18 protein-coding genes and 1 tRNA gene are annotated in these 17087 nt (G+C 71.7%); 3 read left to right on the top strand and 16 right to left on the bottom strand.

Annotated features, from left to right (window positions below; genetic code table 11):
* Positions 1-74: 74 nt before the first annotated feature.
* The 5 genes from JHW41_RS04695 to JHW41_RS04675 all read right to left on the bottom strand — a co-directional run bounded on the left by JHW41_RS04695 (position 75) and on the right by JHW41_RS04675 (position 5067).
* Positions 75-707, bottom strand: a complete 633-nt coding sequence (locus JHW41_RS04695; protein WP_057948962.1) for a class I SAM-dependent methyltransferase — start codon at positions 705-707, stop codon at positions 75-77.
* A gap of 82 nt (positions 708-789) precedes the next feature.
* Positions 790-1908 carry a GGDEF domain-containing protein gene (locus JHW41_RS04690; RefSeq protein WP_250449205.1) on the bottom strand — a complete coding sequence of 373 codons (1119 nt, stop codon included), beginning with the start codon at positions 1906-1908 and terminating at the stop codon, positions 790-792.
* Positions 1909-2179: 271 nt separating this feature from the next.
* Positions 2180-3127, bottom strand: a complete 948-nt coding sequence (locus JHW41_RS04685) for an MBL fold metallo-hydrolase (RefSeq protein ID WP_250449204.1) — start codon at positions 3125-3127, stop codon at positions 2180-2182.
* A gap of 267 nt (positions 3128-3394) precedes the next feature.
* Complete coding sequence (locus JHW41_RS04680; protein WP_231736207.1) at positions 3395-3718, bottom strand: hypothetical protein; 324 nt, start codon at positions 3716-3718, stop codon at positions 3395-3397.
* The gene (locus JHW41_RS04675; protein ID WP_250449203.1) at positions 3715-5067 is read right to left on the bottom strand and encodes a tryptophan--tRNA ligase; all 1353 of its coding nucleotides are present in this window, start codon (positions 5065-5067) and stop codon (positions 3715-3717) included. The genes JHW41_RS04680 and JHW41_RS04675 overlap by 4 nt, the downstream gene beginning before the upstream one ends.
* A gap of 269 nt (positions 5068-5336) precedes the next feature.
* On the opposite strand from JHW41_RS04675, the gene JHW41_RS04670 reads away from it, so the two are divergent.
* Positions 5337-6182 carry a hypothetical protein gene (locus JHW41_RS04670; protein WP_250449202.1) on the top strand — a complete coding sequence of 282 codons (846 nt, stop codon included), beginning with the start codon at positions 5337-5339 and terminating at the stop codon, positions 6180-6182.
* Between the two features lie 283 nt (positions 6183-6465).
* Here the strand turns inward: JHW41_RS04670 and JHW41_RS04665 are convergent, their stop codons facing one another.
* The 11 genes from JHW41_RS04665 to JHW41_RS04620 all read right to left on the bottom strand — a co-directional run bounded on the left by JHW41_RS04665 (position 6466) and on the right by JHW41_RS04620 (position 15800).
* Positions 6466-7527, bottom strand: a complete 1062-nt coding sequence (locus JHW41_RS04665; protein WP_057945874.1) for an IS30 family transposase — start codon at positions 7525-7527, stop codon at positions 6466-6468.
* 718 nt (positions 7528-8245) lie between these two features.
* Positions 8246-8446: a CsbD family protein gene (locus JHW41_RS04660; protein WP_057948967.1), complete on the bottom strand. Its 201-nt coding sequence runs from the start codon at positions 8444-8446 to the stop codon at positions 8246-8248.
* A 280-nt stretch (positions 8447-8726) separates the two neighbouring features.
* A complete protein-coding gene (locus tag JHW41_RS04655; protein ID WP_057948968.1) occupies positions 8727-8876 on the bottom strand; it encodes an entericidin A/B family lipoprotein in 150 nt (49 codons plus the stop codon).
* Positions 8877-9016: 140 nt separating this feature from the next.
* Positions 9017-9940, bottom strand: coding sequence for an arginase (rocF, locus tag JHW41_RS04650; RefSeq protein WP_123649464.1), 924 nt, complete (start codon positions 9938-9940; stop codon positions 9017-9019).
* A gap of 399 nt (positions 9941-10339) precedes the next feature.
* Positions 10340-10415, bottom strand: a tRNA-Thr gene (locus JHW41_RS04645).
* Between the two features lie 94 nt (positions 10416-10509).
* Entirely contained in the window at positions 10510-11376 is an 867-nt protein-coding gene (locus tag JHW41_RS04640; RefSeq protein WP_250449201.1) for an SPOR domain-containing protein, read from the bottom strand.
* 23 nt (positions 11377-11399) lie between these two features.
* A complete protein-coding gene (locus tag JHW41_RS04635; RefSeq protein WP_250449200.1) occupies positions 11400-12158 on the bottom strand; it encodes a type III pantothenate kinase in 759 nt (252 codons plus the stop codon).
* The gene (birA, locus tag JHW41_RS04630) at positions 12155-13159 is read right to left on the bottom strand and encodes a bifunctional biotin--[acetyl-CoA-carboxylase] ligase/biotin operon repressor BirA (RefSeq protein WP_250449199.1); all 1005 of its coding nucleotides are present in this window, start codon (positions 13157-13159) and stop codon (positions 12155-12157) included. Before birA ends, JHW41_RS04635 begins: the two co-directional genes overlap by 4 nt.
* Positions 13159-13836 (bottom strand): glycerol-3-phosphate 1-O-acyltransferase PlsY, encoded by a 678-nt coding sequence (plsY, locus tag JHW41_RS04625; RefSeq protein ID WP_250449198.1) that lies wholly within the window; start codon positions 13834-13836, stop codon positions 13159-13161. The genes birA and plsY overlap by 1 nt, the downstream gene beginning before the upstream one ends.
* Positions 13837-13844: 8 nt before the next feature.
* Positions 13845-13961, bottom strand: coding sequence for a DUF6053 domain-containing protein (locus JHW41_RS26370; RefSeq protein ID WP_428995627.1), 117 nt, complete (start codon positions 13959-13961; stop codon positions 13845-13847).
* Positions 13962-13967: 6 nt separating this feature from the next.
* Positions 13968-15800, bottom strand: a complete 1833-nt coding sequence (locus JHW41_RS04620; protein WP_250449197.1) for a DegV family protein — start codon at positions 15798-15800, stop codon at positions 13968-13970.
* Between the two features lie 146 nt (positions 15801-15946).
* Here JHW41_RS04620 and JHW41_RS04615 point away from each other — a divergent pair, with 146 nt between their 5' ends.
* Both JHW41_RS04615 and JHW41_RS04610 read left to right on the top strand, forming a co-directional pair.
* On the top strand, positions 15947-16228 hold the full coding sequence (locus JHW41_RS04615; protein WP_057948975.1) for a hypothetical protein: 282 nt from the start codon (positions 15947-15949) through the stop codon (positions 16226-16228).
* A 36-nt stretch (positions 16229-16264) separates the two neighbouring features.
* The gene (locus tag JHW41_RS04610) at positions 16265-17011 is read left to right on the top strand and encodes a zinc-dependent peptidase (protein WP_250449196.1); all 747 of its coding nucleotides are present in this window, start codon (positions 16265-16267) and stop codon (positions 17009-17011) included.
* Positions 17012-17087: the final 76 nt, after the last annotated feature.

Genomic DNA, 17087 nt, shown 5'->3' with positions numbered 1-17087 from the left:
TACACGCGGCGCTCTTGCACGCAGTGCTCTCACATACGCTGCTCTCATACGCGGTGCCCTCACACGCGGCGCCCTCACACGCCCATCAGGCGCCAGTCGCGGCGACGGGTGACCCGGTACACCGAGGCCGGCGGCAGGTTCAGCCGCGCCGCGCCCAGCCGCTGCACCTTGAAGCCGTAACGCTCCAGCCAGGCGCGCGGCAGCGGGAAGCTCAGGCCGTAGGTGAACTGGTAGTAGGCGCCGTCCTCGCCGAGTTGGGCGAACGCGCCCAGCAGCACCGCCAGGCGCTGGCGCGGCGGCAGGTTGCGCAGCGGCAGGCCGCTGACCACCGCGCCGGCGCCGTCCTCGCCGAACAGGCGCGCGCGGCGCAGCCGGCGCGCGTCGGCGCACAGCACCCGCGCCTGCGGGAAGCGCTCGCCGAGCATCTGCGCGAACTCGGGGCCGTATTCGACCAGGGTCAGGTCGCGCTCGGCGACGCCGCGTTCGAGCAGGGCGCGGGTGAACACGCCGGTGCCCGGGCCCAGTTCCAGCACCGGGCCGGTATCGGCGTCGATCTGCGCGGTGATCAGCCGCGCCAGCGCGGCGCCGGACGGGGCGATCGCGCCGACCCGGCCGGGCGCGCGCGACCACGAGCGCAGGAACGACCAGTAGTCGCCGCGCGCGGGAACGGCGGCGGCGCGGGCGGCGGGAGACAGCGGCTGGCTCATGCGGGCAACGCTCCGATCCAAGTCTTGGCCTCGATTGTCCGCACCGGCATTGCGTCAACATTGCGTCGCCGCGACCGGCCGCTCAGCCCTCGTCGGCGACCAGGCGGTCGCGGCCGCCGGCCTTGGCCCGGTACAGCGCCTGGTCGGCGCGGTCGAACACCTGCTCGGGCCCGTCGCGGCCGGGCTCGCCGGCGGCCATGCCGATCGACACGGTCAGCGCGAACGGCAGCGACGAACGCGCCACCCGCCGGCGGATGCGCTCGCCGACCTCGGCCGCGTCGGCCAGCCGCGTGCCCGGCAGCACCACCAGGAATTCCTCGCCGCCGTAGCGGATGGCGACGTCGTCGTCGCGGATCGAGGCGGCCACCGCATCGGCGACCGCGCGCAGCGCGCGATCGCCGAGCAGGTGGCCGTGGCGGTCGTTGACCTGCTTGAAATGATCCACGTCGATCAGCATCAGCGTGTAGGCCGCGCGGCCGAGCCGGTGCACGGTGTCCGGGCTGCCCTGCAGCTGCGCCAGCGCGCTGCGGTTGAGCAGGCCGGTCAGCGCGTCGTGGCTGGCGCTGTGCTGCAGTTGCTCGTTGCGCCGCAGCAGGTCGGCCTGGGCGCTTTCCATCTGCAGGGCGAAGGCCTCGCGCTCGGACAGCAGGCGGCGCTGTTCCAGCGCGTAGCGGCGCAGCTCGAACAGGTGCTGGGTCTGCCGCCCCAGCGCCGCCAGGCCTTCGGCCTGGGCCGGGCGCAATCGCCGCGGCACTGCGTCGAGCACGCACACCGTTCCGAGCGGATGGCCGTCGGGCGTCCATAGCGGCGCGCCGGCGTAGAAGCGCAGCGCGCGGCCGTCCTCCAGGCTCAGCCCGAGCGGAGCGAAGCGCGGATCGCCGCCGACGTCGTCGATCGTCAGCAAGCGGCCGGGCTGCGACTGCCAGATCAGCTCCGAACAGATCGAATGCGAGCGCGGCAGCTCGCTCGGCGCCACGCCGACGCGCGCCTTGAACCAGACCCGCTCGCGGTCGAGCAGGGCCAGCGCCGCGCCCGGCGTGTCGCACAGGGTCGCGGCGAGGCGGACGATGTCGTCGTAGGCGCTCTCGGCGACGCTGTCGAGCAGGCCGTAGGCGTCCAGCGCGAGCAGCCGCGCGGCCTCGTCGGCCGGCGTGGGCGGCGGCGGGTCGGGCACCATATGCAGCGGGCGGGGACGGGACACGGTCGCGGTAAACGTCTCGGCTCGGGCCTGTTCAGGGTACCGCCGCGACGATTCAACGATCGTGACGGCGGCCGGGCGGCCGCGCCCGCGGTTCAGCCGCCAGCCGGGCTCGTGCGCCGGCCCGCCGCGCGCGACCTGCGACTCGCCGCGACGCTTGCGTTTGCGCCGCTTCCGCGCCGACTAGCCCGCACCGACCGGCCCGCGCCCGCCGTCCCTGCCTGCGCATCGTGCCGGCGAACGCCGGAATCCATGGCGTCGTCCCCTCCGCGCCCTAGCCGCGCGCCAGCCACACCTCGAGCCCCTGCGCATTGAGCTCCACGTCGATCGCCAGCGCCGCCCGCACCTGCGCATCGCTCAACGCGCTGCCATGCGCCCGTGCCCGCGCCGCGTAGTAATCGGCCAGCGCCGCGGTCAATCGCGCGTGCACGCCCTCGCCGCCGACCTGCGCCGCGCGCGCCATCCGCACCATGTCGTCGATCTGTTCCATCAGCTCCGCGCCGAGCCGCTGCGCATCGCCGACCCGGCCGTAGTGGGTCAAGTACATCGCGGCCGGATCGCGCGCCAGCAACGCGCGGATCGACTGCTTGAGCGCCTCCGGCTCGAACTGCACCGGCGAACTGGTCGGCAGGATGAAGGGCCCGCGCGGCGAATCGAATTCGCGATACGACAGGCCGAAGGTGTCGCCGGTGAACCAGCCGCGGCTGCGCGCGTCCCACACGCACAGGTGATGGCGGGCATGGCCGGGCGTGTCCACGCACAGCAACGCGCGGTCGGCCAGGTCGACGACGTGGCCGTCGCCGGCCACCACCACCCGCTCGGCGGGCACCGGCACGATCTCGCCGTAGCTGCGCGCCATTTCCTCCTCGCCGTACACCGCGGTGGCGCCGGCGACCAGCCGCGCCGGATCGATCATGTGCGCCGCGCCGCGCGGATGCACCGCCAGACGCGCGTTCGGCAAGCGCCGCATCAACGCGCCGGCGCCGCCGGCGTGATCGAGATGGACGTGGGTGAGGATCAACCAATCGACGTCGGCCGGCGCCAAGCCTTGCGCGTCGAGCGCGGCGAGCAGGGCCGGAATCGAATGCTGGGTGCCGCAGTCGATGAAGGCCGCGCGGCCGTTCTCGACCACCAGATAGGCCGCGTCGAACGACGGCCGCTGGAATCCGGTGTCGACGGTGATCACGCCGTGTTCGGCGGCGGAAGCGGTGGCTGCGCTCATGGGCGATGGCGGGGCTGTGGCCGGTCCCCAGTCTAGGCCGGCGCGCGCATGCGCGGCGATGCGGCTTTGGTCGGAATCTGCGGGCCGGTAGCGGTTGTTGGTATGGGAGGGGCTTCAGCACCGACGCTTTCGGCTCAGATCGCTTGCGGCTTCACCGCGGCGGATCGGAAAGCATCGGGCCTGAAGGCCCTCCCACAGAAGCCCTCCCACAGAAGACCCTGCCACAGAGGGCCTGCCACAGAAGGCCTCGCCGCCGGAACCGACCGCTTACTCGCGATAGTCCTTGACCCCGCGCAACCAGCGCCAACGCAGCGCGAACGCCACCGTCAGCACCGCCAGGAACACGCCGTAGCCGAGCGAAGTGGCCAGGATCTGCGGCCACATCGCCCCATACTCGCGCCCGGCGTGCAGATGCGCCCAATGCACCGCCAGCACGAACGCGCACACCGATATCGCCAGCGACACCGCGTCGAACAGCTTGCGCGCGGGATTGCGCGGCCGCCGCGGATACAGCCAGAACAGCGCGCCGAGGATCGCGAACCACGGCAGGAACAGGATCAGCGCCAGGTTGAGCTCGACGAAGCGGCTCACGAAGCGGCGCGCTCCTGCGCGGCGGCGGCCTTGGCCTGGCGCGCGGCCTCTTCGGCTTCGCGGATCGCCTGCAGCGCCTGCGCCACGCGCGCGCGCGCGTCGGCCGGAACCGGCTCGCTCGCCGCCAGCAGCGCATCCAACAGCGCGTCCGAGTCCTCGCTCTTGGCCCGGCCGATCAACTGGCCGATGTCCTTGGGCGCGGCGAAACCGCGGCTCTGCAGCAGCACCTCGTCGCCGACGGCGAGCTTGAAGTAGAACCGGCCGTCGGCCTCGCGGTACTGCTTGAACGCCGCCACCGCCGCGGCCCGGGTTTCCTCCGCCAGCGACAGCCCGCCGGCGTCGGACAGGTCGCGCAGGCCGACCGCTTCGCGCAGCCGCTGCAGGTTCGCCTTGCCGTAGCGCTCGCGCACCCGCCGCGCGCCGTCGATCAGCAGCGCCTCGATGTCCTGCGGCCGCGCCATCAGCGCCTCGTACTTCTCGCGCAGCGGCGCGATCTCCGCGTCGATGCGCTCGAACAGCGCCTGCTTAGCCTCGCCCCAGGCGATGCCCTCGGCGAAGGCGCGGCGCATCGCCTCGGTCTCTTCCTCGCTGGCGAACGCCTGATAGATCTGGAACAGCGCCGAACCCTCGGTCGGCTTGGGCTCGCCCGGCGCGCGCGAATCGGTGACGATCGAATAGATCAGCTTCTTCAACTCCTCGCGCGGCGCGAACAGCGGGATGGTGTTGTCGTAGCTCTTGCTCATCTTGCGCCCGTCCAGGCCGGGCAGCGTCGCCACGCTTTCCTCGATCAGCGCCTCGGGCAGGACGAAATGCTCGCCGTACAGATGGTTGAAGCGCTGGCCGAAGTCGCGCGCCATCTCGATGTGCTGGATCTGGTCGCGGCCCACCGGCACCTTGTGCGCGTTGAACACCAGGATGTCGGCGGCCATCAGCACCGGGTACATGAACAATCCGGCGGTGATCGACGCATCGTCGTCCTCGCCGTCCAGCCGGTTCTTGTCGACCGCGGCCTTGTAGGCGTGGGCGCGGTTGAGGATGCCCTTGCCGGCGACGCAGGTCAGGAACCAGGCCAGCTCGGGAATCTCGACGATTTCGCTCTGCCGGTAGAACCACACCTTGTCCGGCTCCAGGCCGCAGGCGAGCCAGCTCGCGGCGATCTCCAGGGTCGAGCGCTGCACGCGCTCGGGCTTTTGCACCTTGATCAGCGCGTGCAGGTCGGCCAGGAAGTAGAAGCTCTCCACCCCCGGGTCGCGGCTGGCGGCAACCGCCGGGCGGATCGCGCCGACGTAGTTGCCCAGGTGGGGAGTGCCGGAGGTGGTGATGCCGGTGAGGACGCGGGTCTGGGTCATGGGGGAAATCTGCGATGGCGCCTGACAGGCCAGTGTAGCGGCTCGCGTCGCGCGCGGTGCGTACGCCGGCGCGGATCGGCGCGGGCGGTTGCGGGCGGCAGGCGCATGGTCGCCAAGCCGGACCGTCGCCCGCGGCTAAACCGTCGGCAACGGCGGCGGCACAGGCGGGCCCGCGACCGCACGGCCTAACCCCGCCCGCGCCGGCCCCGCGTTAGCAACCTGCGACCCCGGCCCCGCCGCGCCGCGCGCGGCCCCACAGGAGATCCGCCATGTTCCGCTCATTCGCCCTGCTCGCCGCCGCCGCGTTGACCGCAGGCGCCTGCACCCCGGTCCAGGCCCGGCCCTTGGTCGACGTGGCGGTGATCGACCGCGACAACGGCGACTGGCTGCCGAACTGGTCCTGGCGCGGCCAGCAATGGATCGCCGGCACGCCCGGCCATCGCTACACGGTCCGCCTCACCAACAACACCGGCGAGCGCGTGCTGGTGGTGCTGTCGGTCGACGGGGTCAACGCGGTCAGCGGCCAGACCGCCAGCCCGGCGCAATCCGGTTACGTGCTCGACGCCTGGCAATCCACCGAGATCAACGGCTGGCGCAAGTCGCTCGACGACGTCGCCCAGTTCGTCTTCACCGACCTGGGCGACAGCTACGCCGCGCGCACCGGCCGCCCCGCCAACGTCGGCGTGATCGGCGCCGCGGTGTTCCAGGAACGCCAGCGCTACCGCCCGTTCTACCCGACTCCGTCGCCCTACCCGTACCCGCCGTATGCGCGCAACGAGAACGGCGCGGCCAAGGCCGAAGGCCGCGCCGCCGGCAATGCCGCACCCGCCGCGCCGGCCGAGCGCGCGCGCGAATCGGTCGCCGCCGACACCGCGGCGCAGGCGCAGACCATCGGCACCGGCCATGGCGCGCGCGAATGGTCGCCGGTGTCGCAGACCGACTTCGTCCGCGCATCGCGTTCCCCCGCGCAAGTGGTGGAACTGCGCTACGACGACTACGCCACCCTGGTCGCGCGCGGCGTGGTGCCGCGCTACCCCGACCGCACCTACCGCCCCGACACCCCGCGCGCCTTCCCCGAAGGCTTCGTCGCCGACCCGCCGCCGCGCCGGTGGTGAGCCCGTCCGATCGGCCGCTGTCGGCTCGGCGGATGCTGATGCAGCTGCCGTTGCAGCTGCCGTTGCCGTTGCCGTTGCCGTTGCCGTTGCCGTTGCCGTTGCCGTTGATGTTCGCTTTGACGCATCTCTACCCGAGGCCCAGGTTCCGCAGCCCCGGAGGGCGTGCGCATGGATGCGCACGCGCGCCATGGGGCAGGATGCCCCTTATGGCGCGGCCCCGCGCCACGATGAGCCTTAGTGGCTCTTGATCCGAAAAATAAGGCCTTTTCTTTGGTTGGCGGAGTCAATGTCCAAGTGCATCACCCTGCGCCCGCGGGTTTTTGAGTTCCTCATAGAGCACCTCGACGGGCGAGCGCCTGCCCAGGCTACGGCGGGGGCGGTTGTTCATTTCCCACGCCACCTCTTTGAGGCGCTGCGCAGAATGCACCGACAGATCGGTGCCCTTGGGAAAGTATTGCCGCAACAAGCCGTTGGTGTTTTCGCAGGTTCCGCGTTGCCACGGGCTATGGGGGTCGGCGAAGTAGATCGCTAAACCAGTGCGTTCGCTCAACTGCCGATGCGATGCCATTTCCTTGCCCTGGTCGTAGGTCAAGGTCTTCTTCAAACTTTCCGGCACGCCTTCGAACGCCGAGCTGAAGGCCTCCAGCACCGTGTGCGCGGTCGCGTCGGCGAGCTTGACCAGCTTGACGTACAAGGTGCGGCGGCAGACCAATACCCCAATCGCCGAGCGGTTGTGCGCGCCCACGATCAGGTCGCCCTCCCAATGCCCCGGCATCAGGCGCTCATGCGCGGCCGGCGGCCGCAGGCGGATGTTGGGCAGATCCGGCAGATGGCCGCGGGCGTCGCTTCCCTGGCGCGTGCGGCGGCCGGACTTGCGCCCCTGCCGCAGCAGACGGGTCACCTGGCGGCGCAATTCGCCGCGCGGCATCGCATAAATCGCGGTATAGATCGTTTCGTGCGACACGCGCAGCCAGGGCCGGTCCGGGTACAGATCCCGCAGTTTGTCGGCAATCTGTTGCGGCGACCAGCACCGTTCCAGCCAATAGCGCACGCGTCGCCACAGCACGGTGTCGCGTCGCAGCTTGCGGCGCACCCGCGCCCGTCGCCGCAGTCGCTGGGCCCGCCGGCCCGCCCGGGTCGCATCGTAGCCAGGGTCGAAACGAGGGCGTCCGCGCAGCGGCGGCCCCGAATGGGACCGAAACCCATTACGGCGCAACTCGCGAGCAATTGTGCTTTGCGCCCGACCCAACGTCTGGGCGATTTGCCGTCCGCTCGCCCCTTGGGCGATCAAGACCATGATGGCCCCGCGCTCTTCTGCGCTCAGATGCGAATACTGCTGACCCATTCACAGTGCCTCACTGAGGTGATGCACTTGAGGTTAGAGACCAGCGTTACTTTCTTTGTGGCTTAAGACAAAGAAAGTGACCCGGCCGCTTGCGGACGGAAGCTCTTGATGGTCGCCTGTCATCACTCGTAGCGACGACAAAAGCGAGAGCAACAACAGAGTCAAAATGGATTCCGGCTTCCGCCGGAATGACGGCTTGGGAGGTTCGTTGCTTCAAGGATCATCGGCGGAACCACGTCGCTTCGGTTGGATTCCGGCTTCCGCCGGAATGACGGCTTGAGAGGTTCGTTGCTTCAAGAAGCATCGGCGGAGCCACGTCGCTTCGGTTGGCTTCCGCCGGAATGACGGCTTGGGAGGTTCGTTGCTTCAAGGAACGCCGGCGGAGCCGCGTCGCTTCGGTTGGACGCCGGCTCTCGTCGAAATGACGCGCTGTGAGAATGGCGCCACACCCGAGCGGCTCCAAAACAACGACGGCGGCAACCCAAACCGCACCGCAACGGCAGCCCGGCTCGGATCTCCGCTCATCCCCAGACGCCCCAATCGCGATAGCGCCGCAGCCGCCCGCAAAAAAGCCGGGCGTCGCCCGGCCTACCGTCCCCACTCCACAGCCGCGACCCAACACCGCTACGGCCGCGAACGGAACGGCGGGTACCTTCGCCCGCCGTCCCGCCCCCGGACCAACGCGCGCAATTCAACGCACTGAAACCGGATAAAGCATTCAGTTCAACGTCTCGCCGAACTCGCGCACTTCCTTCTCCGCCCGATCGCGTTCCCAGCCGTAGCGCTCCTGCAGCTTGCCAGCCAGATATTCGGAATTGCCTTCGGCGACATCGAACACGTCGTCGGTCAGATCGCCCCACTTGGCCTTGGCCTTGCCCTTGAGCTGGGTCCACTTGCCGGCAATGATGTCTTTGTTCATCGTTCCACTCCTGGTTGGGGGAAAACCTCGCGGCCCGCGTCGCGCTTCGCACTCGCAGCGATGCGCTCGCCATCGGCCGGTATCGCCAGGACAGCTTCGCAGCGGACGCATTCGCGAACGGTCACGATTGCGTTAGCCGCTGCTTGACCTCGATGAACGCCTTGAATCCTTCAGCCCGCGATCGCGACCCGCGGCGCAAGCCGCCAGAAAGACAGGCACAAAAAAACGAAGGCCGGGTCGCCCCGGCCTTCGTCGTCGCTCGTCAGGAGCCCGGCGCGCGTTACTTGCCGTCGCGCACGTCCTCGGCCTTCTCTTCGACCTTCTCGCCGGCCTTCTTCACGTCCTTGCCCGCGCCCGCGATGGTGTTGCACGCAGTCAGGGAGCCGATCGAGAACAGGGCCAGCAGCAGCAGGGCAGTCAAACGCTTCATGGGAACTCCTTGGGTCGTCGTTGCGGATAGCGAATCGGCCGCGCCAGCGGCCGCGTCCTGGGTCCGGATAAGACGCGAGCGAACGTGAAGCCGGCGTGCAGCGGCCTCCGTCAGCGCCGATTCATCCGCGCGCCGGCGCCTCAGTCACGCATCAGGGTCGACTTGCCGAACAGGCTCTCGACCAGGTCCACCGCCAGCTTGGCGGTGCGGTTGCGCTTGTCCAGTATCGGGTTGAGCTCGACGATGTCGAGCGAGCCCAGCCGGCCGCTGTCGGCGATCATTTCCATCACCAGCTGCGCCTCGCGGTAGTTCGGACCGCCCGGCACCGTGGTGCCCACGCCCGGCGCGATGCTGGGGTCGAGGAAGTCGACGTCGAAGCTGACGTGCAGGTGGGTGTTCTCGTCCACGCCCTCCAGCGCCTCCTCCATGACCCGGCGCATGCCGATCTCGTCGATGTAGCGCATGTCGTAGACGTCCAGGCCGTGCTGCTGGATCAGCTGCTTCTCGCCCGGATCGACCGAGCGGATGCCGATCTGGCGGATCTCGTCGGGCCGCATCGCCGGCGCATCGCCGCCCAGGCGGGTCAGCTCTTCCGGACCGATGCCGCACAGGCACGACACCGGCATGCCGTGGATGTTGCCCGAGGGCGTGACCTGGCTGGTGTTGAAGTCGGCGTGCGCATCGAGCCACAGCACGCGCAGTTGCTTGCCGGTGTCGCGGCAATAGCGCGCGACCGCGGTGATCGAACCCAGGCCCAGGCAGTGATCGCCGCCGAGCAGGATCGGCAGGCGGCCGACGCGCAGTTCCGCGCCGACGGCATCCATCACCGCACGATTCCACGCCACCACTTCGGCCAGATGGCGGTAGCCGGCGACCGGCTTCTGCCACGGATTGCGCGGGCCGTCGAGATTGCCGCGATCGACCACGTCGACGCCGCGCGCGACCAGCGCCTCGCCGAGACCGGCGATGCGCAGCGCTTCGGGCCCCAGGCGCGCGCCGCGGTGGCCGGCGCCGACGTCGGTCGGCGCGCCGATCAGCGAAACGAGGGGATAAGTGCGACTCATGCGAATGTCCTCTGCGCCGCGCCGGACTAGCCACGGCGCGGCATCGTTAGGTGAACGCGCCAGTGCCGGCGGCACCGCGCGATCGCCGCAACAGGGCCGTTGCGGCCGCCGACGATGCGGGCATTTTAGAGGCTGCGCAGTGAGCGGGCCATGGTGGCGCCGCGGAGCGGCCGGGACGGCAAAGGCTGAAGTGAGATGCGCGTTGGTTTCGCTGGGGATGCGCAGCGGGTATCGCGCGATGAGCGGCGTCTTGGGCGCGAGTCCGGGCTAGGCGGCTGGCGGACGCGGCGGGGATGCGACGCGCAAGAGCCTGGCGTTCACGGCGTTCGCGGCGTTGGCCCGGATCGCGAGCGACCTTCGGATGGTGCGGCCGGGCGGTTGTTTTTACTCGGATTCACGTGGTGCCGCTTGTCCGAATCGAACGGACGACCGCTCGCTTACAAGGCGAGTGCTCTACCAACTGAGCTAAAGCGGCAGCGAAACGCGGGACCGGCGACGCTGCGCGCGCCGGCCGGGCCATTGTATCGCGCCGGCGCGGCCGCGGGACAAGCCGAGCACCGCGGCGGCGCTCAGCGCACCTTGTCGCAGGAAATGCCGCGCCAACGTTGCGCGCCGGCGGCGACGCGCAGGGCTTCGCCCTTGGAGGTGACCGTGGCCGCATCGAGCCAGACCTGGCCGTTGCTTTCGCCGAGCGCCTCGACCTTGGCCGCGAACCCGGCCGCGGCCAGTTCCGCGCCGCGCTTGCGCGCCGATTCCTCGTTGCGGAAACGGCCTAGCGCGATCGCGTTGGCCTCCGCGCCGCTCATCACGAACAGATCGTTGAAGCCGGCCGCGCGGATGCGTTGCGCGGTGGCCTGCGCGGTCTCGGCGCTGGCGGCCGGCAGATAGACCCGCCAACCGCGCGAATTGCCGCCGCCCGACAGCGTGCGGCTCGACACTTTCTGCGCCAGCGGCACGAGCTTGGCGCGCGCCGCGTCGGCGGCAGCCACATCGGCGAACGGGCCGACACTGAAGCACTGCGGCTTCGCGGTCGGCACCGCCGGTGCGGGCGGCGGCGGCACGGCGGCGGTTTCGTCTGCGAGCGGTTTGCTCTCACCGGCTTTGCTCTCACCGGCTTTGCTTTCGCCGGCGTTGTTTTCGCCCGGCTTGGCTGGCGCGACGCTGCTGTCCGCCGGCTTAGCGTCGCCAGGCTCGAGTCCGGCACTCGCCCCATCGAGCGACCGCGCTTGCAGCGGCTGGCCCTGCCCCGCCGCGCCGGCCGCCAGCGCCGGCTTGGCCGCCGCAACGCGCTTGCCCTCGTCGACCAATTGCAACCGGGCCACGCCCGGCGGCAGGGTTTCCGCGACCGGCGCGGGCGGCGCCGGACGCGCGATCCACCACGCGGCGACGCCGATGTTGAGAGCGGCCAACAGGACGATGAGGGCGCGAATGAGCATGCCGGGATTCTAGCCTGCCGCGCTCAGCGCGGAGTTTCGACCGCGGCCCAGATCGCCAGGCCTTCGAGCACCAGCGCGGGCGCGGCCTGCGCCGTCGGCAGCGCCGCCATCAGCGCCTCGCCGCCGCCGCCGTGCAGCAACAGCCGCGGCGGCGCGCCCAGGCGATCCGCCGCGCGCGCCAGGCTGCGTTCGATCAGCGCGATCGCCGCGCCGTCGGCGCCGGAAGCCAGCGCGTCCTCGGTATCGGCGGCGAAGTCGAGCGCGCGGCCGCCGTGCTCGGGCAACTGCGGCGCGCGCGCGTGCAGCGCTTCGCGCATCAGCGTCGGCGACGGCGCGATCAAACCGCCGTGGTGCAGGCCGTCGGCGTCGATCAGGTCGATGGTCAAGGCGGTGCCGACGCCGCAGATCAAGCTCGCGCCGCGCGCGTGCGCGTGCGCGCCGAGCAGCGCGAGGAAACGGTCGACGCCGAACTTGCGCGGCTCGGCGTAGGCGATGCGCACCTCGCCGAAGCCCTCGGCGCGGAACCGCGATTGGGTGCGGGCGATGCTGATGCGGCCGCAGCGCGCGCTCAGCGCCTGCAGCACGGCCATGCGTTGGGCGGGATGGGCGACGCTGGCCAGGTAGGCGACGTCGATGCGCTCGCGCGGCAGCGCCTGCGCCAGCGCGGCGGCGATGTCCTCTTCGCGATGCGGCAGCGCCAGCGCGTCGCCGGGACGCCCGTCGGCGCGCAGCGGCGCGCACTTGAGCCGGGTGTTACCGAGGTCGAACAGCCAGGCGTTCAACGCGTCGCTCCGCCGCGGCGCACGCTGACTTCGCCGGCGTGGAAGCGGCGTTCCTCGCCATCGTCCAGGCGCACGCGCAGGGCGCCGTCGTCGGCCAGTCCCAGCGCCACGCCGCGGTGCTCGCGATCGCTGCCGAGCACGCCGACCGCTTGCCCGGCGAGCGCGTCGAACGCGGCATAACGGTCGAGGAACGGCGCCAGTCCTTGCGCGTCGAACTCGTCCAGCGCCGGCAACAGCGCGTCCAACAAGGCCGCCACGACCGCGTCGCGGGTCGGCGGCCGCGCGCCCGCCAGTTCGGCCAGCATGACCAGATCGCACCAGGGTTGGTCGATCTGCGCCGCCGCGGCCGCCGGCATGCGCACGTTGAGGCCCAGGCCGATCACCGCGCGCGCCGGCCCGGCGTATTCGCCGCCGCCTTCCACCAGCAATCCGCCGAGCTTGCGCAGGACGTCGCCGTCCAGCGCGACCAGATCGTTCGGCCATTTCAGCCGCACCGCGGCGAAACCGAGCGCGTGCAGCGCCTGCGCCGCGGCGATGCCGGCGACCAGGCTCAGCCCGCCCAGCCGCGCCAGCCCGCCGCCGAAGGCGCGCGCCAGCGACAGGTACAGGTGCGCCGCCAGCGGCGAGGCCCAGACCCGGCCGCGACGGCCGCGGCCGCCGGTCTGGCGTTCGGCCAGCAGCACCGCCGCGCCGCGCGCGGGCGTGGCCCGGCGCAGCAGTTCGCTGTTGGTCGAATCGATGCTCCAGGCGACGTCCAGCGAATCCAGGCGCGCGCGCGCCGGCGCCGACAGCGCCGCTTCGATCGCGGCCGCGTCGAGCAGGTCCAGCGGCTGCGACAGCGCATAGCCGCGTCCGGGTTTGGCTTCGATCGCCACCCCGGCCTCGCGCAGCGCTTCGATCCGCTTCCACACCGCGGCGCGGGTCTGGCCCGAGGCCGCGGCGAGCGCATCGCCGGTGGCCGGGCCGGCGATCAGCCGCTGCAACAGCGCGCGATCGTCCATCAGCCCCGGCGCCAGCGATGCAGCAACCGCGCCCGGGAGAAGCGCGATTCGGTGCCGGCGCGCAGCCGCGCCAGGTTGCCGCGATGGGTGAACAGCACCAGCGCCGCCGCGGCGACGCAGAACCACAGCCGCGGCGCGTCGGCGTCGCTGTACCAGGCCAGCAACGGCAGGCTCAGCGCGGCGATCACGCTGGCCAGGCCGACGTAGCCGCTCAGGGCGATGGTCGCGCCCCACACCAGCAGCAGCGCCGGCGTCACGAACGGCCACAGCACCAACAGGCCGCCGACCAGGGTCGCCACGCCCTTGCCGCCGCGGAAGCCGTGCCACAGCGGCCAGACGTGGCCCAGCACCGCCGCGAACGCGGCCAGGTAACCGTGCGCGGTGACCGACAGGCCGTCGCCGAGCGGCGCGTAGCGCAGCGCCGGCCACGCGGCCAGCGCGCCCTTGCCGATGTCGATCGCGACCACGCCGAGGGCGAAACGCGCGCCCTGGGTGCGCAGCGCGTTGGTGCCGCCGGCGTTGCCGCTGCCCTGGGTGCGGATGTCGACTCCGCGCAGCTTGCCCAGGACGAGGCTGCCGGACACCGAGCCCAGCGCGTACGCCGCGGCGAACAGCGCCAGCGAGCGCGGTTCGGCGAGGGTGGCGGACAACGAGGGCGCGAGATCGGAAAACGGCATGGCGCGGATTATGCGGGAGGCGGCGGGAATTGCGCTCCTGTGGGAGGGCCTTCAGGCCCGACGCTTTCCGGTCGGATCGCCGCGAACCGAAAACAAAAGCATCGGGCCTGAGAGCCCGCCCACAGGAGCGCTCACACCGCGCCGGGCACCGGCTGCAGCGACACCAGCAAGGCGCCGCGCCCGGCGTGCGCGCCCAGCGCCGGCCCGGTCTCGACCAGGAACGCCTGCTCCAGGTCGAGCCGCCGCCGCAGCGCTTCGAGCAGGCGCTCGCCGTCGGCGCGCGCGTCGCAATGGCCGACGATGGCGCGCCAGCGCTGCCGGCGCGAGGTACGCCGGGCGATGTAGCCGGCGAAAGCTTCCGGCGCGCCGGCGCGGGCGAACACGCCGCCGCTCACGCCCAGGCGGCCGTCGGCGCGCATGCGCGCGATCGGGGTCAGCCCGGTCCAGCGCACCAGCGGTCCGGCCCACGGCGGGATGCGGCCGCCGCGCACGGCGTGGGAAATATCGCGGGCCATCGCCCAGGTCGAGGTCAGCGGCTTGAGCCGCTCCAGTTCGGCCAGCACCGCCTCCAGGGCGATGCCGTCGGCGGCCAGTTCGGCCGCGCGCCAGGCCAGCAGCGCCAGGCCGCCGGCGGCGTTGCCGGTGTCGAACACCCGCACCCGCTGCGCATCGCTGCGCGCGGCCGCCTGCTCGCCGGCCTGCAACGTGCCCGAAACCGCGCGCGACAGGCCCACGTACAACACCTGCCGGCGATGGCCGGCGAGGAAATCGAACACCCGGCGGAAATCGCCCGGCGGCGGCTGGCTGGTGCGCGGCAGGTCGGCGCCGGCGGCCATGCGCCGGTAGAACTCGGCCGTGCTCAGCCCGGCCTTGTCGAGATAATCGCGCCCGTCCACCGACACCCGCACCGGCACCACCGCGATGCGGTAGCGCTCGGCCAGTTCATCGGGCAGATCGGCGGCGCTGTCGGTGACCACCGCCAGCGCCTGCGGGTGTTCGATGCTGCGCTGCTGCGCCAGCATGTCGTCGGCCTTCATGCCCTCGACCGCGCCGAAGCGCGCGCAGGCGTCGAACAAGGACTGCGGCGAGCCGACATGGCCGTGCACGCGCAGCCGCGCGGCGCCGCCGGCGAGCACCAGCGAGTCGGCGCCGAGCGCTTCGAGTTCGTCGCGCAGCGCCTCGCGCGGCAGGTTCTCGCCCAGCAACAGGCATTCGCTGCACCAGCGCCGCAGCGGATCGACCGCGTCGTGCGCGACCGGCAGCGCGTCGCCGTGGCCCGCGCCGCAGCCGTCGTTGGCGGCCGCGCCCGCGCCGCGCACGCGCAGCGCGCGCGGGCCGCCGTCGACGAACTCGGCGATGCCCTCGAGCAGGTCGACGAAGCCCTGCGCGCCGGCGTCCACCACCCCGGCGCGCTGCAACACCGCCATCTGCAGCGGCGTGCGCGCCAGCGCGCTGCGCGCCTGGGCCAGGGCGCGGGCGAAACCCGGGCGCGGGTCGCCGTCGGCGCTGGCGCGCGCGGCCTCGTCCAGCGCGTCGGCGAACGCGTTGATGACGCTGAGGATGGTGCCCTCGACCGGATGCGCCAGCGCCGCGCGCGCGTTGCCGGCGCCGTGGCGCACGGCCGCGGCCAGGGTCGCCGCGTCCAGCTCGGGCTGGGCGCGGGCGTACTCGGCCACGCCGAACAGGAACTGGGCCAGGATCGCCCCGGAATTGCCGCGGGCGCCGTCGATGGCGTCGTCGCCGACCCGCTTGAGCAGTTCGCCGATGTGCCGGCTGCGCCGGCTCAGCGCCCCGTTCAGCAGGCTGCCGAGGGTATGCGCCAGATTGCTGCCGGTGTCGCCATCGGCGACCGGGAACACGTTGATGCGGTTGAGCGCCTCGCGCCCGGCGATGACCCGGCGCGCGCCGGCGATCAGGGCCCGGCGCAGGGCCGGGGCGGTCAGCGGCGGACGGGAGGCGGACATGAACGCGAGTCTGGCGCAAATGCGTGCCACGTCTTGCTGCAACGCACAATAGGCCGCCGCCTGAGCCGCCGGATTCGGTACGGTTTTCGCGTTATAGTCGGCAACTGCCGCAGCCCCACGGGCCGCGCCGCCCCTAGGATTCCGCCATGTTACGGATCTGCCTGTGCCTGCTGTTCCTGTCCGCGAGCCTGGCCGTGGCGCAGGCGAGCGCGCGCGAGGTCAACAAGCTGAGTCCGAACGACGCCTGCTCGTCCGGCGGCGCGGCCAAGGACGCGCCCGCGCGCGCCCAGGCCCGCGGCGGCAACGGTGGCGCGCCGCAGACCGCGCGCGACACCAAGGCCAAGCCGAGCGTGCACAGCGACTCGGACGCCGGCAACCGGCTGCAGTCGCCGCGCTGGCATAATTTCCTGCCGGGCATGTTCCGCTGAACTGAGCGCGCCGCCCGCTTTCCGCCGGTTTTCCCCTTGTTCGAGTTCCTGCGCCGGCTGCGGCGCCCCGCCGCCATCGACGATGCCCTGTGGCGCGACACCGTCGCCGCCGTGCCGTGGGCGCAGACCCTGGACGCGCCGCGGCGCGAGCGCCTGCGCGAGTTGAGCGCGCGCTTCCTGCACGAGAAGACCATCAGCGCGATCGGCGAGTTCGAGCTCGGCGAGCTGCAGCGCGCGCAACTGGCCGCGCTGTGCTGCCTGCCGCTGCTGGAGTTCGGCGCCGAAGGCTTGCGCGGCTGGTCGCAGCTGATCGTCTATCCCGACGCGTTCCGGGTCGGCCGCACCCACCTCGACGCGGCCGGCGTGCTGCACGAATGGGAAGACGAGCTGATCGGCGAATCCTGGGAGGCCGGGCCGCTGATCCTGTCCTGGGCCGATGTCGTCGCCGACTGCGCCGACCCGCGCGCGGGCTTCTGCGTGGCCGCGCACGAAATGGCGCACAAGCTCGACGCGCTCGACGGCGCGCTCGACGGCACCCCGCCGCTGCCGCGGCCGTGGCAGCGCGAATGGGCGCGCGACTTCCAAAGCGCGTACGACGCTTTCATCGAAGCGGTCGACAGCGGGCGCGAGGTCGCGATCGACCCGTATGCGGGCGAAGCGCCGGAAGAATTCTTCGCGGTCGCCACCGAATACCACTTCAGCGATCCGCGCTTGCTGCGCGAGGCGATGCCGCAGGTAGCCGACCACTTGCGCCGCCTGTACGGCGAATCGCCGTTCGCCTGAGCGTTTGTGGGAGGGGCTTCAGGCGCGATGCTTTTGGCTCAGGCCGTTTGAAGCTTTCATCGCGGCGGATCGGAAA

The organism is Lysobacter enzymogenes, from assembly GCF_023617245.1.
In the GTDB taxonomy this organism is placed as follows: domain Bacteria; phylum Pseudomonadota; class Gammaproteobacteria; order Xanthomonadales; family Xanthomonadaceae; genus Lysobacter; species Lysobacter yananisis.
This window is presented reverse-complemented; position numbering and strand designations above follow the sequence as displayed.